The following is a 21,272-nucleotide window of genomic DNA, read 5'->3' as shown; positions in this document are numbered from 1 at the left end:
GTAACGCGCATCTGACCTGTCGGCTGGCTCACAAAACCGATTCTGGAATCGATTCAGCACCCGATCACCACAAATCCTCCCTGTGACCTGGGCTTTAGTTCACGGAATGCAAGGGCGTAGCGGTGCGTCGATCACCACACGATCAGGTGTACAACTCATGACCTGTGAGAGCGCTCTCACGTCATGGTGAAAGAATTGTTGGGTCGAAATGCCTGTTTTTCCTGACCGTTTCAGGCTCGACGCATGGGCGAACCGAGCAGCACGGTGAGCGCCGGTTCCACCTCGGCCACAAGGGTCGGGCGGACCGTGGCCAGTCGCCACAGCCCGCCACTTCGGCGCCGTGGCGCAGTGGCCCGCCGAAGGGAATGGGGGAGCGGCCGCAGGGCGATCCCCGGGTCACCAGGGACGACGGCAGCGGCTCGTCGGAGACACCGGAAGGTGAAAACCGAAAAGGTGAGCACCGGTCAGTTCGGGCTGATCCACTGGCCGGTCACGGAGTCGATGCGGACCACGCCGGAGACCGTGACCTTCTCGTTCCCCCACACCTCGTCGTTGTCCGGCGTGTACTTGCCGTCCTCGCCGATGCGGCCGTGCTCGACCTCGGTCCACTCGTCGTCGGCGGTGTGCTTGGAGACGGTGACCTCGCCGTCCTGGGTGATCTCGGTGGCCAGGTCCGCCTTGCCGTCGCCGTCGGCATCGGTGAACAGCCAGGTGTCGCCGTCCTCGTCCTTCACCACCGCCGTGTCGGCGCGGCCGTCGCCGTCGGTGTCCTCGGTGGCGGGGCCGACGTTCTGGTCCTCGCCGTCCTCCACGTCGACCACGATGGCCTTGCCGGCGTTCGTGTTCGCCTGCTGGCCGCGGTCGTCCGACGGGTCCACCGCGATCCACTCGCCGGAGCCCTCGTCGAACTCGGCCTGGCTGGTCAGCTCGCCGTCGGCGTCGAACGTGCTCATCAGGTCGGCTTGGCCGTCACCATCGGTGTCGGTGAACGCCAAGTGCCCACCGTCGTCGGTCTCCACGACCGCGCTGTCCTCGACGCCGTCCTGATCGAGGTCGTAGGTCGCCTCGGCGGTGTACTCCTCGTCGCTGACCGTGACCTTCAGCTCGCCATCGGTCGCGCCTGTCTCGTCGATGTACACCGTGTTCCCACCCTCCTGGCGATCTGTACGGGTAGGACTCACGTTATGCCTGTTCGGTTCCGCCGGGGAACCCCACGTCACCCCTTCTCCGGTCGTGAACCGATGAGGAGCAGGCAGAACGTCGTGACGGCGGCAACCAGACCGGCCAACAGGAGCATCGGATCCAGTCCACCCGAGGACGACTGCGGAACGGCGGCCGTGACCTGGGCCGGTGCGATGGTCGTCGTGAGAGCGGTGGGAGCGGAGGGCGAGGCGGGGTCGCCGGCGGTGGCGGCCGGTGCGGTGGCCTGCGGATCGGCCGGTGGCACGGCGGCGGCCGGGGGCTGTTGCGCGGCCAGCGGCGGGGCCGCGGCGGTGGTCTCCTCGGGCAGGATCGTGATGCTCGCCCGCATGTCCGGGTGCACCGAGCAGTAGTACTGGTAGGTGCCGGGCACGGTGAACGTGAAGCTCCACGACTGCCCCTGCTCCAGCAGCGGCGACTTGAGCACCGCGGGGCCGGAGGTGGTGACCACGTCGTGCGGCGCCGTGTCCTGGTTGATCCAGGTCACCGTCTCGCCGACGCGCATCGTCATCTCGGCGGGCTGGTAGGCGTACTGGGCGATCGGGATCTGGTGGCCTTGAGCGCCGGCAGCGGCCACGGCTTGGGCCGACGCCGGGGGCAACGCCAGGAGCAGGAGGAACGCGGCGGCGAGCAAGGCGCGCATGAGGTGGTCTCCAAGAAGCGGGGGGCGACCAGGACGGCGTTGTCCGGGTCGCCGGTGATCAGCAGGTCGCTTGCGCCAACGCCGGGTCGAGCATCTGCTCCAACATCACGGTGTGGGTCTTGATGTACTGGTCGAACGCCAGCGCCTCGTTCACCTGCTCCTGGGGAGACATCTCCAGGTGAGCCGCCTTGACGTGGGCGACGAACGGCGACAGCACGTCGCCACTCAGGGTGGAGCCGAGCAACGGGTCGAGCACCTGACCCAGCATCACGGTGTGCGACTTGATGTACTGGTCGAACGCCAGCGCGTCGGTCACCTGCTGGAGGGGGGACGTCTCCAGGTGAGCCGCCTTGATGTGCGCGAGCAGCGGTGCCAGTGCTTCCTTCGGGACGCACGACGCCGGCGGCTCACCCGCGGGCGGGGTCGTGGTCGTGGGCGGGGTGGTGGTGGGGTGACCGGGCATCGTCGTGGTCGGCGCGGCGGTCGTGGTGGGCGGAGCCGTGGTCGTGGTGGGCGGAGCCGTGGTCGTGGCGCCACCGGCGACGGTGACCGACGCCTTCATGTCCGGGTGGACCGAGCAGTAGTACTGGTAGCTGCCGGCCTTGGTGAACGTGAACGTGTAGGACTGGCCCTTTTGCAGGGTGGGCGAGGTGAACTTCTCCGGGCCGGAGGTGACCACCACGTTGTGCGGCGCCGTGTCCTGGTTGGTCCAGGTCACGGTGTCACCGACGTTGACGGTCAGCGTCGCCGGGCTGTAGGCGTAGCCGGAGATGCTGACCGACTTGGCGGCCGCGGCCTGCGGGGCCGCCGCGGCTGCCTGGTGGCCCGCTTGGGCGGCCAGGTCGACCTGACCGACGGTTTCGGTCGTCGGCAACGACGAACCGACCATGGTCAGGCTGAGCACCGCCCCGGCCATGCCGAGGACGGCCAGCACGAAGGCGAACTTGCCGCCCCGCCGGGGTTCCGTACTGTCCACAGTGGACTCCTTCTTCATTGGACTTCACCGGCCAGGGCTGGCGGTGACGAGGAAGCCCGCCGCGCCGATGACGACGATCGCGAGCACGGTCTCCAGGGCGACCGAGCGGGCGAAGGGCGCGACGGAGGTAGCGGTGGTGAGGCGGCGGTCGACCCACCTCTTGCTGAACAGGCCCGCGGCGAGCAGCACGCCGAACAGGCCGATCTTGATCAGCAGGATCCGGGCGTAGTCGGTGTCGAAGCGCCAGCCGTTGAGCCGCCAGGCCAGCACCCCTCCGGCGACGACCAGCGCGGACACCGAGCCGAGGGCGAGCTTCGAGTAGCGCGGCACGACCTCGGTGATCGTGTCCAGATCCCGTTTCGGCAGGACCCCGAACAGCAGCAGGGCCAGACCGCCGACCCACAGGCAGATCGCGGCGATGTGCACCAGCACGGCCACCTGCGCCCACCAGCCGAGGTCGGGCGCGTGGCCGGTCATGCCGCTGGTCCGCAGCACCCCGAACGCGACCGCGCCCGCGCCGACCCGCCACGGCAGTGACGTGACGGCCCGCTCGCCGCGGCGCAGCAGGTCGGCGAGCACGACGCCGGCCAGCAGCCACAGCAGGCCGCGGCCCACCCACACCCGGCCGAACGGGATGTCGAGGATCGGGATGACGACGGCGAGGTCCACGTCGGTGGGCGCGACCTGGCCGATCCAGGCGGCTTCCATCAACAGGCCGGCGATGGTGCCCAGCAGGCCGAGCAGCCAGCCGGCGATCAGCAGCCGGGCCGGACGGCGTTCGTTCGCGCCGGACGGCCAGAGGAACGCCAGGAACGCCGCGCCGCCGAAGAACAGGACGGTGCCGGTGTAGTCGACGATCCGGGCCAACGTGAACCAGGACTTCGCGGCCTCGCCCGCGGCCAGCGCGAGGCTCATGGCGTGCTCAGCAATCCGACGATCCGACCGTCCCCGGGCTGGACGAGGAGGCCGCAACCGTTGCCGAGCAGACCGTTGAGCTCGGCGTTGTTGGTGCCGGCGATGGGCAGCGCGCCGGTGGACGTCGCCGTGCCGACCACTCCGGCGAGATCGGGCAGACCGCCGACGCCGCTCACGGCCGTTCCGGGCTGGAGGCTGCCCGTCGCGCCGGTGGGGAGAACACCGGCGAGTGGGCCGGTGAGCGGCGTCGACGTGGCGCCCCCGAGGAGGCCGAGGGCGCCCGTCAGGCTGCCGGTGAGACCACCGACCGCGCCGGTCAGTCCGCCGAGGGTGCCGGTCACCGCGCCCAGCCCGTCACCGCCGAGCAGCGGCAGCGCGCCGGTCAGGTCGGACACCAGCGGCAGACCTTCGACCACCGCGCCGAGTCGGCCGAGCAGGCCGCCGATCGCGTCCACGTCGCACGGCGGCTGTTGGGCGGGCGGCGTGGTGGTCGGCGGGGTGGTGGGGTTCGGGGCCGGGTGACCGCCGCCGGGGTGTGTCGGGTCCGGGTGGACCGGGTTCGGGTGGGTCGGGACGGGCCGCTGCCCGACCACGTTGCGGTTCGGTTGCCCCTGCGACTGGGGCTGTCCAACGTAGACGGTCGGCACCGGTGGCGTCGTGCCCGTCACGTGGTCCGGTGACTGGGGCGGGTGGGTGATCGCCTGCTGGTCCGCGGCGCCGATCGGCACCCGGCCCAGACCCGAGGCGAAACCCAGGACGACGACCACCGTACCCACGAGGCTCGCCGCCACCACCCGGTCCCTGTTCAACGTCATCTCGATTCGCCCCCGCCGTCGGTAATTACCCGAAATCAGCGAATCAGTCGCACGTGAACAGGCATTTCGCAATGGTCAATCGACCGTTAAGTGGAACCCACCACAATGGATCAGAGTAAGGGAGAAGTACGAAACATCGATGTTAATTGCACGCACAACGACCGATCTACCAGCGGAAACCCTATCAACATTAGGCCGTACGGGTGACAGGCCGCATCCAATGAAGAATTGGCTCGTTATCCCCTTAATCCGCCAAAAAATAGTCTCAAACGCGATCGCGAACGGCCCTGATCCGAGCCAACAACTCGTCCACGCGCGCCTTACCGGCCGTGAGTTCGGCCAGTCGACGGGTCACCGCCTGCAACGCCCGCGTGCGTTCGCCGGCTTCCATCCGCAGCGCCTTGTCGACCTCGCGCAGCTCCACCTCGATCGCGTCGACCCGCTTGCCCAGCGCGTCGTCCAACGCCAGCGACAGCTGCTGCTCGGCCTCGATCAACTGCTCAGCCACCAGCTGGTCCACAGTGGACCGGGCGTCCGCGATGGCGTCCGACAGCCACTGCTTGAGGTGCTGCTTGTCGGCCGAGTGCTTGCGCGTGCGGGCCATCCACCAGCCCGCGCCCAAACCGAGGGCGATCGTCACCGGCAGCACGATCGGGTTCAGCGCCGCCACCCCGAGCCCGGCCAACGGCAACGCCGCCAGCCGGCCCGCGCCCAACCCGCCGGACACGCCCATGAACACCAGCAGCTTGTCCTCGGCGGTCGGCGCCCGCTTCTCCGGTGGCCGCAGCACGACCGGCGGCGTCACGCCCCGCGCGAACTGGCCCCGGATCACGGCCAGCTCCTCGGCCGAGAACAGGTCGGCCAAGGCCGAATCGGCGACGCGGGACAGCCGCACGGCCAACCCGGCGCTGATCCGGCCGGACACCATCTGCAACGCCGCGTCCACCTGATGCGGCAACGTCGCCAACTGCTCGCGTGACGCGGAGTCGATGGCCGTGCGGAACCACGTCTGCACGTCCCGCATCTGCCGGCTGACCTCGTGCGCGCCTTCCACCCGAGCGCGCTGCACCTCGCCCCGCAGCCGGACCTGCCAGCTGCGCGTGGACGAACGGCGTTGGGAGTTCAGCTCGTCACGCCGTTCGCGCAACGTCTCGGCTTCCTCTTCACCGGACGACAGCGCGCGCTTGTCCGCCTCGTTGCGCGCGATCAGCTCGTCCAGCACGGTCGCCAGCGCGCGCAGCCCGTTGGCCTCGCCGAGCATCGCCGCCCGACCGACCACCAGCTCCTGCAACGCCTCCTGCAACGCCCCGATCCCGGACCGCTCGCGCAGCATCGCCGCCGCGTCCGGGTTCGGCGCCTTGCCCGCCAGCTCGAACATCCGCGACGACACCGGGTGGAACGTGGCACCGCGGAACCGGGGCGCGTGCTCGGCCAGCAACGCCTGGTCGGCCTCCAGCACCTGCCGCCAACCCCGGTACTGGTCCACCTTCGTCAGCGCGAACACCACGGTCTCGACGCGTTCGCCGACCGTGCGCAGGAACTCCAGCTCACCACGCGTGAACGGGGCCGAGGCGTCGACCACGAACAGCAACGCGGTGGCGGTCGCGGCAGCCTCCGCAGCCAGCTCTCCGTGCACCGAGTCGAGCCCGCCCACCCCTGGGGTGTCCACAACGGACAGACGTTCCAGCAGCGGGATGGGCGCGTCGACCTCCACGTACCGGGGCGGCAGCATGCCCTCGGGCAGCTCGTGCGCCGCGGACACCCAGTTCACCAGCTCGGACCGGTCGAACGGCACCGGCGACATCGACCCGGCGTAACAGGCGCGCGCGGACCACTGTTCGCCGTGCCGGAACACCAGGTACGTCGCGGTCGCCACCTCGGCGTCGACCGGTGACAGGCCCGGCGTGGCCAGCAGCGCGTTGACCAGGGAACTCTTACCGCGGTTCGTCTCGCCGACGACCACCACCGACGCGGGACCGGCCCGGCGCGTCTCCACGAACGACGCCGCCGACGGGTCCAGCGTGCGGACCAGGTTCGTCAGCTTCTCCCTGGTCTGCCGGACCGTCTGCGGGAGGGTGCTCATCTCGTTCTCATCGGGCCGTGTAGACGGTGACGATCGGCGCGCGCAGCGTCCGCCCGCGATCGGCGAAGCCGACCACCTCGGTCTCGGCCACCACACCGTCCAGGGACACGTCCGCCGTCGGCACGGTGCCGCCCGCCTCGTGCCGGGACGGGTCGAACCGCTCGCCGTCCGGCCGCAACGCGGTCACGCCGATGGCCGCCAAACCCTCTTCGAGCCGTTCCACGACCCCGGCGCTGCGGGCCCGGTCCAGCGCGTAGAGGCAGAGCTGCACGAGCGCGCGCCGTTCCGCCAACGCCTGGTCCAGCAGCTCACCGGCGATGGTGGCCTCCAGCGTCGTCTCCAGCGTCGTCTCTACCAGGTGTGTCTCCACAGCGTGATCGGACGCCGCGCCGCCCGGTTCCGTTCCGCTCATCGCCGTCCCCGCAGTTGTTGCCAGATCAGGAAGTACGCCCGGTGCACCACGTGCGCCACCCGGCTCTGCGCGGGCGTGGCCCCGAACGACGCGAAGGAACGCCACCAGCCCGCCCGTTCCAGCGCGTAGGCCATCAGCTCCTGCGGCGGCCGGCCGCGCAGGCCCAGCTGCTCGGACAGGTCCGGTGAGCTGCCGAACCGCAGCACCTCTTCCACCAGGTCGTTCGGCATCGCCACGGCGCCGGACGCGACCAGCGTCAAGGCCTCCAGCAGCCGCAGTTGGTGCGCTTCGGGCTTGGCCAGCAGGACCTCGATGGCGTCGTGCACGCGTTGCCGCTCGTTCGCGTCGCCGGACGCGGCGGCCAGCGACGTCACCGAGGCCAGCGCGGCGGCGGCCTTGATGCCGTCGGCCCGCGACCGGAACACCGCGTTGAGCTTCGCGCGCACACCGTCCAGCCCGGAGGCGTCGAGCAGCTTGCGCCGCAGGGCGCCGGCGGTGATGGCCGGTTCCGCGTCCACGGCTTCCAGCGCTTTGCGGATGCCGTACAGGTCCAGCTTCTCCAGCAGCCGGGTGCGGGTGCCGACCGGGACCTCGCACTCCCAGCTCACGAACAGGTCCGCCGAGAGCAGCATGGTCTCGCGGGTGGCCTCGTCCAGTTCGGCCAGCCGGCGCAGCACGTCCGCGTCGGCCGACGTGAAGCCGCCGGTCTCGGTGGACTCGGCGACCAGGCCGATCACCGGCAGCACGTCCGCGACCCGTGGTTTGAGGGTGAGCGCCTGGCGTTCGGCGAGCAGCACCGCGGCCTGCCACGTGTCGCCGTTCGAGCCCTCGACAGTCTCGGCCGCGATGGTGTCCGCTTTGTTCAACACCGCGATCGCGTTCACCGGGCCGGCCTCACGACTCGCGGTGGCGGCGGTGAACGCGGCCAACGCCTGCTGGTCGTCCGCACGCACGCCCTGCGTGACGACGTACAGCACGGCCTCCGCGCCGGCCACCGCGTTGCGCGACACCGGATCCAGCTCGCCGTCCGACCCCGCGCCGAGCAACGCCTCCGTGCGCGCGACCGACGCCGCGTCGAGCGAGCCCAGACCAGGGGTGTCGATCACGGTGAGGTCCCGCAGCACCGCGTTCGTCAGGTACGCCTCGATGTGCGAGACCTGGTCGATCTCCACGCCGAGATCGGGCGGGATCGAGCCGTTGGCCTCGAACGGCAGCACCTGCTTGCGGCCGTCGGTGAACACGACCTCGATCCGGTCCACCGTGCCGTACTGGAAGCGGGTCACCAGCCGGGTGCACTCGCCCACGTCCGTCGGCGCGACCCGACGCCCGATCAACGCGTTGACCAACGTCGACTTACCGGACTTGATCCTCCCCGCGACGGCCACCTGCAACGGCGCGGACAGCCGCCGCAGCACTTCGCGGAACCCCGCCGCGGTCGCCGGCGACACCTGCGGCTGCAAGCCGACACAGAGGTTCGCGACCGCCGCCGAGAGCGGACCGGCGAGCTGCTGGGCCTGCGTCGTCACGCCCGAGATCGTCCCACGAGAGCCGGCCGTCCGGTTTGCGAACACGGCGACGCGGGTATTTCCGCGATCGACGAGGGAGGTCCGCCATGGAACAGGGATATGCGGTGTTCCTGCTGCTCGGCGTGGTGTTGGTGCTGATCGACGGCCAGCTCATCTACCGCGGCGGCAGGGGGTACATGAGCCGCGCGTACGGCGACCCGGAGGCGGCCAAGTCGATGACCCGCCTCGCGACGGTGCTCTTCCACCTCGTGGTGCTCGGGCTCCTCGCCATCGTGTCGATCATCACCGTCGACACCGGCGACCCGGTCAAGGACGTCGTGGTGAAGCTCGGCGTGATGTTGCTGGTCCTGGCGCTCGTGCACGCGGTGACGATGATGATCCTGGGCCGCATCCGCGACCGGCAGCTCCAGCAGCAGCTGGCCGACGAGATGGCCGAGGAGCACCGGCAGTACGAGCAGCAGCGGGCAGTGCCGCCGCAGACCAGGGTCGAACCGGTGCACGACGCGCCCGCGCCGCGGCTGGAGGAACAGGTCGACCCGACGCAGGTCAAGACCACCCGGTAGGGCAAGTCAGGCAGCGCTGTCGACAGACGTGGGTTCATCCGCCTGGAGGACTAGGCAGGGGTCAACCCGTAGCGCGACGCGCGGCGGTCGGACCGATATCTAACCTGGTCACGTGCGGCGACTGAGCCTGTGGATGCGAGCGCACCCGGTCTTCGGGGATTCCCTGATGGCCGGGTTGCTGCTCGTGTTCGACCTGGGCACGCTGGCGTCCGCCGACGTGGGGGTGCCCGGCTCCACGCTGCTGTTCGTCGGCGTGATGATGATCGTGCCGGTCATGTTCCGCCGGAAGTACCCGCTGGGCTCGTCCTACGTGATCCTGTTCGGCGGGGCGATCCAGCTGTTCACCCACGGCGGCCTGATCGACGGGCTGCCGATCCGGCCGGCCGACTTCGCGATGGCGATCGCGCTGTACACGATGGTCGCGTACGTCGGCAGGCGGCAGGGCCTGCTGTACGCGGTGTGGCTCGCCGTCGGCACGTTCGTGTGGGCCGTGTGGCGCATGAGCGCAACCGCCGAAACCGCGTTGTTCCTGTTCATGATCGCCGTGGTGTTCGGGTTCAGCTGGGCGATGGGCGAGTTCGTCGGCGCGCGCCGGGCCTACCACTCGGAGCTGGAGCAGCGGCTCAAGCTGCTGGAGACCGAACGGGACCAGCAGGCGCGGATCGCGGTGGGCGAGGAGCGGTCGCGGATCGCGCGCGAACTGCACGACGTGGTCGCGCACGCGGTGAGCGTGATGGTGGTGCAGGCCGACGGCGCGGGCTACGCGATCAAGACCAACCCGGACCTGGCCGAGGCCGCGGTGCGGACCATCGCCGACACCGGGCGGCAGGCGTTGACCGAAATGCGGCGGCTGCTCGGCGTGCTGCGGTCCGAGGACCAGTCCGGCACCCAGTGGGCGCCCCAGCCCGACGCCGGTGACCTGCGCGAACTGACCGAGAACTGCCGCGCGGCCGGGTTGCCGGTGCGGCTGGAGACGACGGGCGATCTCCACTCGCTGCCCGCCGGCCTGGGGCTCGGCGTGTACCGGATCGTCCAGGAAGCGCTGACGAACACGTTGAAGCACGCGGGCTCCGGCGCTTCGGCGATCGTTCGTGTCACTCACGCGGATGATCACGTGGAGGTGGAGGTGGCGGACGACGGGTTCGGCACGCCGCACGACCTGGTCGCGGTGTCCGGTGGCAACGGCCTGATCGGCATGCGCGAACGCGCCGGCGTGCTCGGCGGCACGCTGGAGGCGGGCCCCAACCCCGGCGGCGGGTGGCGGGTTCGCGCCGTGCTCCCGCTGGTCCCGTCATAGAGTGCCGGTCTATGAAGGGGACAGTGTGATCCGAGTGCTGCTTGTGGACGACCAGGAGCTCATGCGGATGGGCTTCCGGATGGTGCTCGGCGCTCAAGAGGACGTCGACGTGGTCGGTGAGGCCGCCAACGGGCTCGACGCCGTGCAGATGGCCGACCGGCTGCGGCCCGACGTGGTGCTGATGGACGTGCGGATGCCGGTGCTCGACGGCGTCGAGGCGACCAAGCGGATCGCCGAGGCGGGCACCGCGAAGGTGCTCGTGATGACCACGTTCGACCTGGACGAGTACGCGTTGTCGGCGTTGCGCAACGGCGCCTCCGGGTTCCTGTTGAAGGACACGCCGCCGGGTGACCTGGTGTCGGCGCTGCGTGCGGTGGCCAGCGGTGACGCGGTGGTGTCGCCTTCGGTGACCAAGCGCCTGCTGAGCCGGTTCCTCGGTGACGGCGGCGGTGAGCTGCGGGACGCCTCGGTGCTGGAGGCGTTGACCGAGCGGGAGCGCGAGGTGCTGGTGCTGATCGCCAAGGGGCTGTCGAACACCGAGATCGCGCGGAAGCTGTTCCTGTCGGAGGCGACGGTGAAGACGCACGTGGGGCGGATTCTGTCGAAGCTGGAGCTGCGGGACCGGGTGCAGGCCGTGGTGCTGGCGTACGAGACCGGACTCGTCCGACCCGGCGACGTCTGACGCGGGTTACGTCTGGCCGGGTCGGACTTTCGGCTAGGCCCGCTCGACCCGGTTGCGCCTGATCAGGTTCTTGCCGGGTTCGCGGAGCTGTTCCATCGCGGCGTTGTTCAGCAGCGCGCAACTGCCCGAGACACCGACCACCGCGACGAGTCCGCCGCGATGGTCCACCGCCTCTTGCGACCCTGGTCGGGCATCCTGCGGCTCATCAGGTGACTCCTTTCGTGACCTGATGAGCCCTACGAGCCGGTAATCCCTGGTGGTTCAGCCAACAGGGGTCACCGCACGGTCAGCGGTACTTCGACGCGTCCACCGTCGTGGGGTCGACGCCCGCCTTGAAAACCTCCTCGTACCAACGCCCCCAGTCCGGTTGTGAACCGTCCAGGTCGGTGAAGCCGTACTCACGCATGAGGGTCCACGACGCGAGCGCCTTGCCGGTGAACCGGTGGCGGTCCGGATCGGCGGCCAACGCCGCCACGCCGCGCCCCACGTAGTGCGGCGTCTCCGCCATCGCGTAGTGCGGCTCCTTGGCGATCGCGTCGCGCCAGTTCTCCTCCGTCACACCGAAGTGCTCCAGCATCTGCTCCGACCGCAGGAACCCCGGCGTGACGGCGACCGACGTCCCGCCGAAGGTCTCCAGCTCCTTCGCCATCACCGTGCCGAACCGCCGGATCGCGACCTTCACCGAGTCGTACGCCAGCGACTCGCTGTAGAAGTCGTCGCTGTCGCCGTCGGTCACCTCGACCAGCAACCCGCCCGGCTTGCGCACCAGCAGCGGCAGCAGGCGGTGCAGCGTGACCAGGTGCGCCTGCACGCTGTTGCGCCACATCCGCAACTGCTTGTCCAGGTCCTGCTCCCAGAACACACCGAACTCGGTGTCCAGCTCACCACCCCACACATCGTCCACCAGGACGTCCAGCTGTCCGTCCACTTCGGACTCGATGCGGTCGCGGAACGCGTCCACGTCCTCGCGCACGGTGAAATCGCAGCGCACCGGGATGCCCCGGCCACCCGCCGCCGTGACGAGTTCCGCCGTCTCCTCGATCGTCTCGTCCCGACCGATCGGCGACTTCCGCTCACGCGTCGACCGACCGCCCACGAACACCGTCGCGCCCGCCGCGCCCAACTCGACCGCGATCGCCCGTCCCGCTCCCCGCGTCGCCCCCGTGACCGCCGCGACCTTGCCCGCCAACGGCTTGTCCGCCGACCCCTCGTTCACCGGGCCCTCGCCCGCCAAAACCGACATCATCTCCCCTTCCACGCGTCCAGCACCGCGTCCACGTCCTCCGCCAGCCGGTCGGCCAACGCGCCGCGCGGCCGGACCGACCAGTCCATCGACACCCCGTTGAGCAATCCGGTGAGCACCCGCGCCGCACGTTCCGGTGACGGACCGTGCGCGAGATCCACCCGACGGAGGAGTTCCAGCACGGTCTCCTCGGTCACCGCGAACAGCGCGGCGAGCAGCGCGCGCAGTTCCGGGTCGATCAGGTCCACCCCGAGCTGCGCCAGGTGGTTCTGCGCCTCGACCGGATCCGTCATGTCCTCGAACCACGTGAGCAGCGCCGCCCGCAGCCCTTCGACCGGGTCCGCCACCGCCGCCGCCGCACGCATCCGTTGCGCGATCGCCGTCGTGGTGTCCCTGGTCAGGGCTTGGAGCAGCCCGCTCTTCGAGCCGAACCGCTGCGCCACCGTGCCCACCGAGACACCCGCCTGCGCCGCCACGTCGGCGACGGTGAACCCCGGCCCCTTGCGGCCGATCACCGCCGCCGCGGCGGTCAGCAGTCGTTCGTCCGTGATCGTCTTCGGTCGCGCCACGCCATTATTGAACCATGGTTCATTAACCCTTGCCCAGTAGGGTGACGACAGTGACCTGGAGACCGCGACTCATCGCCCTGGACATCGACGGCACCATCACCCCCGTCGGCCGCGAGGACATCGCACCCGCCGTGCGCGCGGCGATCAACCGGGCCGTCGACCACGGCGCGCACGTGGTCCTCTCCACCGGCCGCAGCCTGGTCGGCACCCTGCCGATCGTCGAAGACCTCGGCCTGCGCGGCACCACCGCGATCTGCTCCAACGGCGCGGTGTGGTGGGACACGAACACCCGCGAGGTGATCCGCAAGGTCGAGTTCCACCCCGGCCCGTCGGTCGAACGGCTGCGCGCCCTGCTGCCCGACGCGGTGTTCGCGGTCGAGCTGACCGGGGTGGGGAACCTGTCGCTCGGCCGGTTCCAGGAGGGTGACCTGTGGGGCGAGGTGCGCGAGGTGTCGTTCGACGAGCTGGTGGCCACGCCGACGTCCAGGCTGGTCATGCGGTGGGTCGGCCGCACGCCCGAGGAACTGGCGTTGCGGATGCTCGACGTGGAGCTGCCCGGTGTGTCGGCGTCGTGCGACCACAACGAGCCGTGGCTGACGCTGGCGCCTCCCGGCGTGACCAAGGGCGCGGCGCTGGAGGACCTGCGGTCCGCGCTCGGGGTGTCCGAAAGGGACACACTGGCCATCGGCGACGGCTCCAACGACGTGGAGATGCTGCGGTGGGCGGCGCACGGCGTCGCCATGGGCCAGGCGCCGGTCTCCGTTCAGGAGGTCGCCGACGCGGTCACCGGCACGATCCTCGACGACGGCGCGGCGGCCGTGCTGGACCGGTACTTCGCCGCCTAGTCGCTCGGTCGCGCTGTCCCGGTGCCGGGCCGGGCCGGTAACCGGCTAGTGGTGGTGGCCCTTGAGGGCGAGCGTGCGCGGGGTCTGGTCCTCGGTGCCCGGCGCGACGATCACGAACTGGCCCATCATGCCCTTGTCCTCGTGCTTGAGGACGTGGCAGTGGTACATGTACGGGGTCGTCGGGTCGACGTGCCTGCCGAACTCGACCGCCAGCCGCACCTTCGTCTTGCCCTCCACGAACACGGTGTCCTCCGGGCCGCGCAGGTGCTCGGGCGGCGTCTCGCCGTCGATGTCGAGCACGGTGAACGCCACCAAGACCCACATCAGCCGCGCACTGGCCAAGCTCGGCGCACGCGACCGGGCCCAACTCGTCGCCCTGGCCTACCAACACGGCCTGGTCCAACCCGGCTGACCCCACCGGCCAACTCACCCGTCCCATCCCTGAGAACGATCGGGGAACGCCTAGGGGACAACTCAGGGTGAACACGGATTACTACAACCGAGGTAGCCGACACGATAAGACTGAAGTCGCACGCACGAGTCAACTACAGACCGATGTGCGAGACCCCGTGGACCGGGCAAGCTTTACCCCGAGTCCGGGGGATGTGTCGTCCAGGGGAGAAATCATGATCGAGGCTATCGGCCTCACCAAGCGCTACGGGAAGACGGTGGCGGTCGACGACCTGTCCTTCACCGTCGAGCCGGGTCGGGTCACCGGCTTCCTCGGTCCCAACGGCGCGGGCAAGTCCACCACCATGCGGATGATCCTCGGCCTGGACCGGCCGAGCGCGGGCAAGGTGCTGATCGACGGCCAGTCGTACGCGCAGCTCGACCGCCCGCTGCGGACCGTCGGCGCGCTGCTGGACGCCAAGTGGGTGCACCCCAACCGGTCAGCCAAGGCGCACCTGCTGTGGCTGGCCAAGTCCAACGGCCTGTCCGCCAAACGGGTGGACGAGGTGCTGGACCTGGTCGGCCTGACCAAGGTGGCCAAGCGCCGCGCCGGTGGCTTCTCCCTGGGCATGTCCCAGCGGCTGGGCATCGCGGGCGCCCTGCTGGGCGACCCGAAGGTGCTGCTGTTCGACGAGCCGGTCAACGGCCTGGACCCGGAGGGCATCCTCTGGATCCGCCAGTTCATGCAGGGCCTGGCCGCCGACGGCCGCACCGTGCTGGTGTCCAGCCACCTGCTGTCGGAGATGGCGGTGACCGCGCAGGACCTGGTGGTCATCGGGCGCGGCAAGCTCATCTCGCAGTCCAGCACCACCGAGTTCGTGGAGCGTTCGACCGAGAACACGGTCCGGGTGCGCAGCCCGCACGCGGACAAGCTGGGCGCGATGCTCGCGGACAAGGGTTTCACCGTCCGTGAGGACGAGGACGGGTCGCTCACCGTGTCGGGTGCGGTCAGTGACGAGATCGGGGACATCGCGGCGGCGGGCGGCGTGGTGCTGCACGAGCTGAGCCCGCAGCGCGGTTCGCTCGAACAGGCATTCATGCAGCTCACCGGCGATTCTGTGGAGTACCACGCCGAACTCGCCGAAACGGGGAAGTGACCACCGATGACTCTGCTCGCCGTTGAACGGATCAAGCTCTTCTCCACCCGCTCGCCGTGGTGGTGCATGCTGCTGGCGCTCGGGTTGACCATCGGTGTCACCGCGATCATCGCGGCCAACTGGGACAACGCGCCGATGCCCGTGCTGGGCGCCGTGTTCACCCACACGTTCGGGCTGTACGTGATCATGGTGATGGCCGCGCTGGCGGTCACCACCGAGTACCGCTTCGGCACCATCAAGTCCACGTTCCAGGCGGTGCCGGACCGGATCTCGCCGATGATCGCCAAGGCGGTCGTCGTGGTGCTGCTGTCCGGCCTGGTCGGTCTGGCCTCCGCGTTCGGCTCGTGGGGCCTGAGCTGGGTGCTCGCGGACGACAACTCCGAGCTGGCGCTGACCACGGCCAACGACTGGCGGCACGTCGCCGGTGTCGGCCTCGTCTTCGCGGCGGGCGCGCTGCTCGCGCTGGGCGTCGGCGCGCTGGTGCGGCAGACCGCGGGCGCGGTGTCGATCATCCTGGTGTTCGCGCTGGTGGTGGAGAGCGTGGTCGGGTTCATCCCGAACATCGGCGACGACATCCAGAAGTGGATGCCGTTCACCGTGGCCAGCAAGTTCATCTTCGGCGACCCGGACCCGAGCGCCATCCCGGAGGGCGCCGGGCCGCCCGCGATCGGCGAGCTGAGCCCGTGGGGTTCGTTCGCGTACTTCGCGGGTATCGCGCTGGTCATCTACGTCATCTCGCTCGTGGTCGTGAAGCGGCGGGACGCGTAGGAGGTGGCCCGCGTGACCGGCATCGGGGGTCGGCGCGCGGGTGCGGGAAAGGGGGAGCTCGGGTCACCTGTCGGGGGGTGGCCCGAGCTCTTTTGCCCTAGGTTTCGCCACAAGCGGTTGATCGGACGGGAGAAGTCATGATCGAAGCGACCGGCCTCACCAAGCACTACGGCAGGACCGTGGCCGTGGACGACCTGTCGTTCAGCGTGGAAGCGGGTCGGGTCACCGGCTTCCTCGGCCCCAACGGCGCGGGCAAGTCCACCACCATGCGGATGATCCTCGGCCTGGACAACCCCACCCGCGGCCGGGTCACCGTGGACGGCAAGGACTACCGGTCGCTGCACAAGCCGCTGCACGTCGTGGGCGCGCTGCTGGACGCCAAGTGGGTGCACCCCAACCGCTCGGCGCGGGCGCACCTGCAGTGGATGGCCCGGTCCAACGACATCCCGGACAAGCGGGTGGACGAGGTGCTGGACCTGGTCGGCCTCACCCAGGTGGCCAAGCGCCGCGCGGGCGGCTTCTCGCTCGGCATGTCCCAGCGCCTCGGCATCGCGGGCGCGCTGCTGGGCGACCCCAAGGTGCTCATGTTCGACGAGCCGGTCAACGGCCTGGACCCGGAGGGCATCCTCTGGATCCGCCAGTTCATGCACCGGCTCGCCGACGACGGGCGCACCGTGTTCGTGTCCAGCCACCTGCTGTCGGAGATGGCCCAGACCGCGCAGGACCTGATCGTCATCGGGCGCGGCAAGCTGATCTCCCAGACCAGCACCGAGCAGTTCATCAAGGACGCCACCGAGGACACCGTCCGCGTCCGCTCGCCCCAGCTGGAACGGCTGCGGGAACTGTTGGACGGACGTGCCCGCGTCGCCGACGCCGCGGCCGCCGACGGCGCGCTCGTCGTGCACGGGGTCGAGCCGTCGTTCATCGGCGAGTTGGCCGCGGCGAACGGCATCACCCTGCACGAGCTGAGCCCGCAACTCGGTTCACTGGAGGAGGCCTTCATGCAACTGACGAAGGAATCCGTGGAATACCACGCCGCCGATGCCGATCAAGCGACTGACGCACGCCCGATCGGCTCACACGAATCGGCCGGATAATCAGAAGCGGTCGTTGCGCCAGAAGTCGTCGGACGGCGGCGGGATTTCGGTGACGACCGGGACGGGCGCCCGTCGGATTCGCCTCCGCCGGGCCAGCAGCAGGCTCACCACCACCACGGCGACCCCGGCCGCGCCGAGGCCGCCGAACACCAGCAGGACCCGACTACCCGCGTCGTCCGGTGGCGCGGGCAGGCTCTCCGCGGACGGCGGCGGCACGGCGGACGACGTGTCCGGCGGCGGGGCCAGCGGGTTCGACGCCACCGGGGGGACGTCGGCGGTCAGCGCGGCGACCGCGTCGACCTGGCCGAACCCCGTCGCGTTGTCCCGGCCCGGCGCCAGCAGGTCGGTCGCGGTGGCGATGAGCCGGTTCACCACGTTGCCCGCGTCCATGTCCGGGTAGCGAGCGCGGACCAGCGCCGCCACGCCGGAGACCAGCGCCGTTGCCGCGCTCGTGCCGTCCACCTCGGCGTAGCCGGTGTCCACGACCTTCAGCGGCACGGCGGTCACGATCCGCTGGGCGGGTGCGGCCAGCACGGTCTCCGGTCCGGTGTTGGACTCCAGCCACGGGCCGTTGCCCTGGATCGTGCCGGAGACCGCGATGACGCCCTTGATGTTGGCCGGCGCGCCCACGTGCTCCTCGCCGTCGTTGCCGGTGCCGGCGACCACCACGGCGTCGTGGTCGAACGCGTAGTTGACCGCGCGCAGCAGGTCCGGGGTGAGCGTCGCCAGCGACGTCAGCGACAGGTTGATCACCTCCGCGCCGTGGTCGACGGCCCAGGTCACGCCCTCGGCGACGGACGTGGTGGTGAACCTGTCGCCGTCCGAGCCGACCGCGATCGGCAGGATCATCGCGTCGGGGGCGACGCCGAGCGCACCGCCGTCCACGGCCCGGCCGGCGATCAACGTGGCCATCGCGGTGCCGTGCCCGTCGTTGTCCTCGGTGCCGTCCGTGCCGCTCGACGAGCCGAACCCGGCGCCCGGCAGCAACGCGCCGGCGAGGTCGGGACGGGTGCCGTCCACCCCCGAATCCACCACCGCGACGACCACGCCCTCCCCGCGCGTGGTGCCGTGCGCGGCCGGGACACCCAGGGCGGCCAGGTGCCACTGCCGTTCCTCGATCGTCTGCGCGCGGGCGACGCCCGGTGCGCACATCGCGATCAAGATCGCGGCGACAACCGCTCTCCCCCTCACGCAATTCCCCCTGTGTCCGGAATCACAAATATTCCATGTCGGTCATGTTTCACAGTTCTGGATTCGGGCAAGCGGAGTAAGGCGTTCGTTAAGACGTCGTGAACTCCGGCACAGCCCCATGACAAGCGCATCTGAACCCGGTCAGATGGAAAGTGCGAATCGTGAGGTGGGAACCTGCCCGCACGCGAATTCGGATACCCCCCGTCAAGGAACCCCCCGGAGGTGAACCCGTGACGGTGCTTGATCCGGACCTGAACGCCGACCACTCGGCAGCCGGGTCGCAGAACCTGGCACGGCAACGCGACCACGCCCTTCGCGTCGAACCGATGCTGGCGCTGGAATGGTCGCACGCGATCGAAGCCGCGGGAGGCGTCGGTGTCGCCGACTCACCCGCACAGACCCGTCGAGCCTGGATCCACAAGGCCGACGAACAGCAAGTGCTCGCCCTGTTCCGCGCCGTGGGCAAGGACGCACCAGCACCTTGGTGGCTCCGCGCCCTCGACCGGGGCAAGATCGCCTCGCGCGCGGCGGCGTTCGCCCTGGAGGACGAGATAACCCGGTTGCTCGGCAGCCGGCCGGGTTGGGTCTTCGTCCCGTGGGCGACCGAGGGCGAGGTCGGTTACTGGGAGTTCGTACCGTCCGAGAGCGGCGTGTACGGGCCCGCGGAGCCGACCACCGTGCAGTTCACCGACCGGCACCCCGGTTTCGTGGACCTGATCCCGGCGCACCGGGGCCCCGGTCAGCGCCAAGCCATCGAGTTCACCCCCGCCGAGCTGCGTGAGCAGATCGAGGACCTGGAGAACATCGCTTAACGCACCACCTAGGCTGTACGCCCGTGACGTCCAGCCACCAGCGACCGCCCCACCACCGATCCGTCGTCAGCTACGTGCAACGCGGCGAACGGATGACCGTGGGGCAGCAGCGCGCATGGGACCGCCACTGGGAGCGCTTGGGCCAAGAGGTCAAGGCGCTCCCGGCCGGTCCCGTGCGCTTCACCGAGTGGTTCGGCCGCGAGGCGCCGGTGGTGCTGGAGATCGGTTCCGGGATGGGCGAGACCACCTCCCAGCTGGTGGCCGCCGCGCCCGAGGTCAACTACGTCGCCGTCGAGGTCTACAAGCCCGGCCTGGCGCAGCTCCTGCTGCGCGCCGAGGCGCTCGGGGTGACCAACCTGCGGGTCCTGCGCGGTGACGCGGTCGACCTGCTCGAAGAACACGTCGAGCCCGGTTCGCTGGCCGGGGTGCGGATCTACTTCCCCGACCCGTGGCCGAAGAAGAAGCACCACAAGCGCCGGCTCGTGCAGCCCGAGTTCGTCCACCTCGTCGCCACGCGCCTCCAGCCGGGCGGCACGCTGCACCTGGCCACCGACTGGGAGCAGTACGCCGAGCAGATGCTGGAGGTGTGCTCGGCCGAGCCGCTGCTGCGCAACCGGCACGACCGGTGGGCGCCGCGGCCGGACTGGCGGCCGGTCACCAAGTTCGAGCAGCGGGCGGTCGAGGAAGATCGGATCAGCCACGATCTGATGTTCGAGCGGAACGAACTCACCTGACCGAGTCATCAAGTCAGGGCGCGGCGGGGGACGGTGCGACTCCCTGTCGTTTCGTCACCGTATCGGGTGGGCTTTATTGATCACCCGTTGTGCCCCGTCTGGCAGTGACGTGTGACACCGTTCCGCAACTACGGTTGCCGCCCGTGACCGTAGTTGACAACGAACCGATAACGTTCGACCTGACCGCGGCGGAGGGTTTCCTCCGCATGTTCCACATCGCCCACCCCGAAGCCGGACCGGTCGGACCACGCCTGAGCCAGGTGCGCGACGAGATCGCCCAGACCGGCACCTACCGCCACACCACCAACGAGCTGGCCTACGGCGCGCGGATCGCGCTGCGCGACTCCGGCTGGTGCACCAGCGGTGTGCCGTGGCGCCGGCTCAAGGTCCGCGACCTGCGCGGCTTCCGCAACGCCGCCGCCGTGGCCGGCGAGTGCGTGGAGCACCTGCGGCTGGCCACCAACGGCGGCGAGATCCGCCCACTGGTCACGGTGTTCGCACCGGACACGCCGACCGCGCCCGGACCGTGCATCTGGAACGAGCAGCTGGTGCGCTACGCGGGCTACGGCGACGGCACCGGGGACCGCCGCTACAGCGCGTTCACCGACGCCGTGCAGGGCATGGGCTGGCGCCCGCCGCCCGCGCCCGGCCGCTTCGACCTGCTGCCGCTGGTGGTGGAGACGGCGCACGAGGGCGTGAAGCTGTTCACCATCCCGCCCGACGTGGTGCACGAGGTCTTGATCGAACACCCGGAGCTGCCGTGGTTCGGCCAACTCGGCCTGCGCTGGCACGCTGTGCCGGTGATCAGCAACATGCGGCTGACCATCGGCGGCATCACCTACCCCGCCGCGCCGTTCAACTCGTGGTTCGTCGGCTCCGAGATCGGCGCCCGCAGCCTGGCTGACGAGAACGCCTACGGCGCGGCACGGCCCGTCGCCGAGGCGCTGGGCCTCGACACGTCCAGCGAGCGCTCCCTGTGGCGCGATCGCGCCGTCGTGGAGCTGAACCGGGCCGTGCTGCACTCGTTCGACCTCGCCGAGGTCACCATCACCGACCACCACACCGAATCGCTGCACCGGCTGTCGTGGCTGCGCTCACGACAACGCCCCTCCGGCAACCGTCCCGCGTTCCGGCTCGACCCGTCGGCCGCCCGCCGCGCCCGTGCCGGCGGCCCCGTCCGCTTCTCCCCCGCACCCGTGGAAACGACCCAACCCCAATCGCCCGGTCGGCTCGCCGAACTCCTCCGGCGGCGCGTCGAGGGCTGAGCCACGATCTTCCCCGAAAGATCCGGAATTACTGCTGGGAATCGATCAACACGCCCGCCAACGCCATCAGGACCAGCACCAGCAGGCCC

The 21,272-nt window shown here is 70.1% G+C and carries 23 protein-coding genes and 1 pseudogene; 11 read left to right on the top strand and 13 right to left on the bottom strand.

The window, feature by feature from the left end; translation table 11 throughout:
- Positions 1-464: 464 nt before the first annotated feature.
- From ALI22I_RS39560 to ALI22I_RS39525, 8 genes are all read right to left on the bottom strand, one after another.
- Positions 465-1,139: a DUF6802 family protein gene (locus ALI22I_RS39560; RefSeq protein ID WP_077010691.1), complete on the bottom strand. Its 675-nt coding sequence runs from the start codon at positions 1,137-1,139 to the stop codon at positions 465-467.
- 77 nt (positions 1,140-1,216) lie between these two features.
- Complete coding sequence (locus ALI22I_RS39555) at positions 1,217-1,843, bottom strand: cupredoxin domain-containing protein (RefSeq protein ID WP_077010690.1); 627 nt, start codon at positions 1,841-1,843, stop codon at positions 1,217-1,219.
- A 58-nt stretch (positions 1,844-1,901) separates the two neighbouring features.
- On the bottom strand, positions 1,902-2,819 hold the full coding sequence (locus ALI22I_RS39550; protein WP_238598783.1) for a cupredoxin domain-containing protein: 918 nt from the start codon (positions 2,817-2,819) through the stop codon (positions 1,902-1,904).
- Between the two features lie 24 nt (positions 2,820-2,843).
- Positions 2,844-3,734: a copper resistance D family protein gene (locus ALI22I_RS39545; protein WP_077010688.1), complete on the bottom strand. Its 891-nt coding sequence runs from the start codon at positions 3,732-3,734 to the stop codon at positions 2,844-2,846.
- Positions 3,731-4,549, bottom strand: a complete 819-nt coding sequence (locus tag ALI22I_RS39540) for a hypothetical protein (RefSeq protein WP_077010687.1) — start codon at positions 4,547-4,549, stop codon at positions 3,731-3,733. Before ALI22I_RS39540 ends, ALI22I_RS39545 begins: the two co-directional genes overlap by 4 nt.
- A 265-nt stretch (positions 4,550-4,814) precedes the next feature.
- Positions 4,815-6,632: a dynamin family protein gene (locus ALI22I_RS39535; protein WP_077010686.1), complete on the bottom strand. Its 1,818-nt coding sequence runs from the start codon at positions 6,630-6,632 to the stop codon at positions 4,815-4,817.
- 7 nt (positions 6,633-6,639) lie between these two features.
- Positions 6,640-7,044 carry a nucleotide exchange factor GrpE gene (gene grpE / locus ALI22I_RS39530; protein WP_077010685.1) on the bottom strand — a complete coding sequence of 135 codons (405 nt, stop codon included), beginning with the start codon at positions 7,042-7,044 and terminating at the stop codon, positions 6,640-6,642.
- The gene (locus ALI22I_RS39525; protein WP_077010684.1) at positions 7,041-8,570 is read right to left on the bottom strand and encodes a dynamin family protein; all 1,530 of its coding nucleotides are present in this window, start codon (positions 8,568-8,570) and stop codon (positions 7,041-7,043) included. Before ALI22I_RS39525 ends, grpE begins: the two co-directional genes overlap by 4 nt.
- An 86-nt stretch (positions 8,571-8,656) precedes the next feature.
- On the opposite strand from ALI22I_RS39525, the gene ALI22I_RS39520 reads away from it, so the two are divergent.
- The 3 genes from ALI22I_RS39520 to ALI22I_RS39510 all read left to right on the top strand — a co-directional run bounded on the left by ALI22I_RS39520 (position 8,657) and on the right by ALI22I_RS39510 (position 11,112).
- Entirely contained in the window at positions 8,657-9,133 is a 477-nt protein-coding gene (locus ALI22I_RS39520) for a hypothetical protein (protein ID WP_143532671.1), read from the top strand.
- Between the two features lie 112 nt (positions 9,134-9,245).
- Positions 9,246-10,430 carry a sensor histidine kinase gene (locus ALI22I_RS39515; protein WP_443217003.1) on the top strand — a complete coding sequence of 395 codons (1,185 nt, stop codon included), beginning with the start codon at positions 9,246-9,248 and terminating at the stop codon, positions 10,428-10,430.
- Positions 10,431-10,455: 25 nt separating this feature from the next.
- Positions 10,456-11,112 carry a response regulator gene (locus tag ALI22I_RS39510; protein ID WP_077011167.1) on the top strand — a complete coding sequence of 219 codons (657 nt, stop codon included), beginning with the start codon at positions 10,456-10,458 and terminating at the stop codon, positions 11,110-11,112.
- A gap of 33 nt (positions 11,113-11,145) precedes the next feature.
- Here the strand turns inward: ALI22I_RS39510 and ALI22I_RS54895 are convergent, their stop codons facing one another.
- The 3 genes from ALI22I_RS54895 to ALI22I_RS39500 all read right to left on the bottom strand — a co-directional run bounded on the left by ALI22I_RS54895 (position 11,146) and on the right by ALI22I_RS39500 (position 12,924).
- A complete protein-coding gene (locus tag ALI22I_RS54895) occupies positions 11,146-11,280 on the bottom strand; it encodes a hypothetical protein (protein WP_274523047.1) in 135 nt (44 codons plus the stop codon).
- A 118-nt stretch (positions 11,281-11,398) separates the two neighbouring features.
- Complete coding sequence (locus tag ALI22I_RS39505) at positions 11,399-12,358, bottom strand: SDR family oxidoreductase (RefSeq protein WP_443217002.1); 960 nt, start codon at positions 12,356-12,358, stop codon at positions 11,399-11,401.
- The gene (locus ALI22I_RS39500; RefSeq protein ID WP_077010682.1) at positions 12,355-12,924 is read right to left on the bottom strand and encodes a TetR/AcrR family transcriptional regulator; all 570 of its coding nucleotides are present in this window, start codon (positions 12,922-12,924) and stop codon (positions 12,355-12,357) included. Before ALI22I_RS39500 ends, ALI22I_RS39505 begins: the two co-directional genes overlap by 4 nt.
- Positions 12,925-12,974: 50 nt before the next feature.
- Between ALI22I_RS39500 and ALI22I_RS39495 the strand changes: the two genes are divergently transcribed.
- On the top strand, positions 12,975-13,769 hold the full coding sequence (locus ALI22I_RS39495; protein WP_077010681.1) for an HAD family hydrolase: 795 nt from the start codon (positions 12,975-12,977) through the stop codon (positions 13,767-13,769).
- A gap of 45 nt (positions 13,770-13,814) precedes the next feature.
- On the opposite strand, the gene ALI22I_RS39490 is transcribed toward ALI22I_RS39495, so the two are convergent.
- Positions 13,815-14,081, bottom strand: a complete 267-nt coding sequence (locus ALI22I_RS39490) for a multicopper oxidase domain-containing protein (protein ID WP_238598782.1) — start codon at positions 14,079-14,081, stop codon at positions 13,815-13,817.
- A gap of 1 nt (position 14,082) precedes the next feature.
- Between ALI22I_RS39490 and ALI22I_RS49995 the strand changes: the two are divergent.
- The 4 genes and pseudogenes from ALI22I_RS49995 to ALI22I_RS39475 form a co-directional block, all read left to right on the top strand.
- Positions 14,083-14,181: pseudogene (locus ALI22I_RS49995) on the top strand (DNA-binding response regulator); the annotation flags it as partial.
- Between the two features lie 214 nt (positions 14,182-14,395).
- Entirely contained in the window at positions 14,396-15,316 is a 921-nt protein-coding gene (locus ALI22I_RS39485; protein WP_077010680.1) for an ABC transporter ATP-binding protein, read from the top strand.
- 6 nt (positions 15,317-15,322) lie between these two features.
- Entirely contained in the window at positions 15,323-16,084 is a 762-nt protein-coding gene (locus ALI22I_RS39480; RefSeq protein WP_077010679.1) for a hypothetical protein, read from the top strand.
- 137 nt (positions 16,085-16,221) lie between these two features.
- Complete coding sequence (locus tag ALI22I_RS39475; protein ID WP_077010678.1) at positions 16,222-17,181, top strand: ABC transporter ATP-binding protein; 960 nt, start codon at positions 16,222-16,224, stop codon at positions 17,179-17,181.
- Here ALI22I_RS39475 and ALI22I_RS39470 read toward each other — a convergent pair whose 3' ends face one another.
- On the bottom strand, positions 17,182-18,333 hold the full coding sequence (locus tag ALI22I_RS39470) for a S8 family serine peptidase (protein WP_083752335.1): 1,152 nt from the start codon (positions 18,331-18,333) through the stop codon (positions 17,182-17,184).
- Positions 18,334-18,602: 269 nt separating this feature from the next.
- Between ALI22I_RS39470 and ALI22I_RS39465 the strand changes: the two genes are divergently transcribed.
- The 3 genes from ALI22I_RS39465 to ALI22I_RS39455 all read left to right on the top strand — a co-directional run bounded on the left by ALI22I_RS39465 (position 18,603) and on the right by ALI22I_RS39455 (position 21,183).
- Positions 18,603-19,184 carry a hypothetical protein gene (locus tag ALI22I_RS39465; protein WP_077010676.1) on the top strand — a complete coding sequence of 194 codons (582 nt, stop codon included), beginning with the start codon at positions 18,603-18,605 and terminating at the stop codon, positions 19,182-19,184.
- 92 nt (positions 19,185-19,276) lie between these two features.
- On the top strand, positions 19,277-19,918 hold the full coding sequence (trmB, locus tag ALI22I_RS39460) for a tRNA (guanosine(46)-N7)-methyltransferase TrmB (RefSeq protein ID WP_238598827.1): 642 nt from the start codon (positions 19,277-19,279) through the stop codon (positions 19,916-19,918).
- A 143-nt stretch (positions 19,919-20,061) separates the two neighbouring features.
- Positions 20,062-21,183 carry a nitric oxide synthase oxygenase gene (locus tag ALI22I_RS39455; protein WP_077010674.1) on the top strand — a complete coding sequence of 374 codons (1,122 nt, stop codon included), beginning with the start codon at positions 20,062-20,064 and terminating at the stop codon, positions 21,181-21,183.
- Positions 21,184-21,272: the final 89 nt, after the last annotated feature.

Source organism: Saccharothrix sp. ALI-22-I, from assembly GCF_001984175.1.
Taxonomy (GTDB): Bacteria; Actinomycetota; Actinomycetes; order Mycobacteriales; family Pseudonocardiaceae; genus Actinosynnema.
Note: the sequence above shows the minus strand (reverse complement) of the source record. Positions and strands in the feature narration are given on the sequence as shown.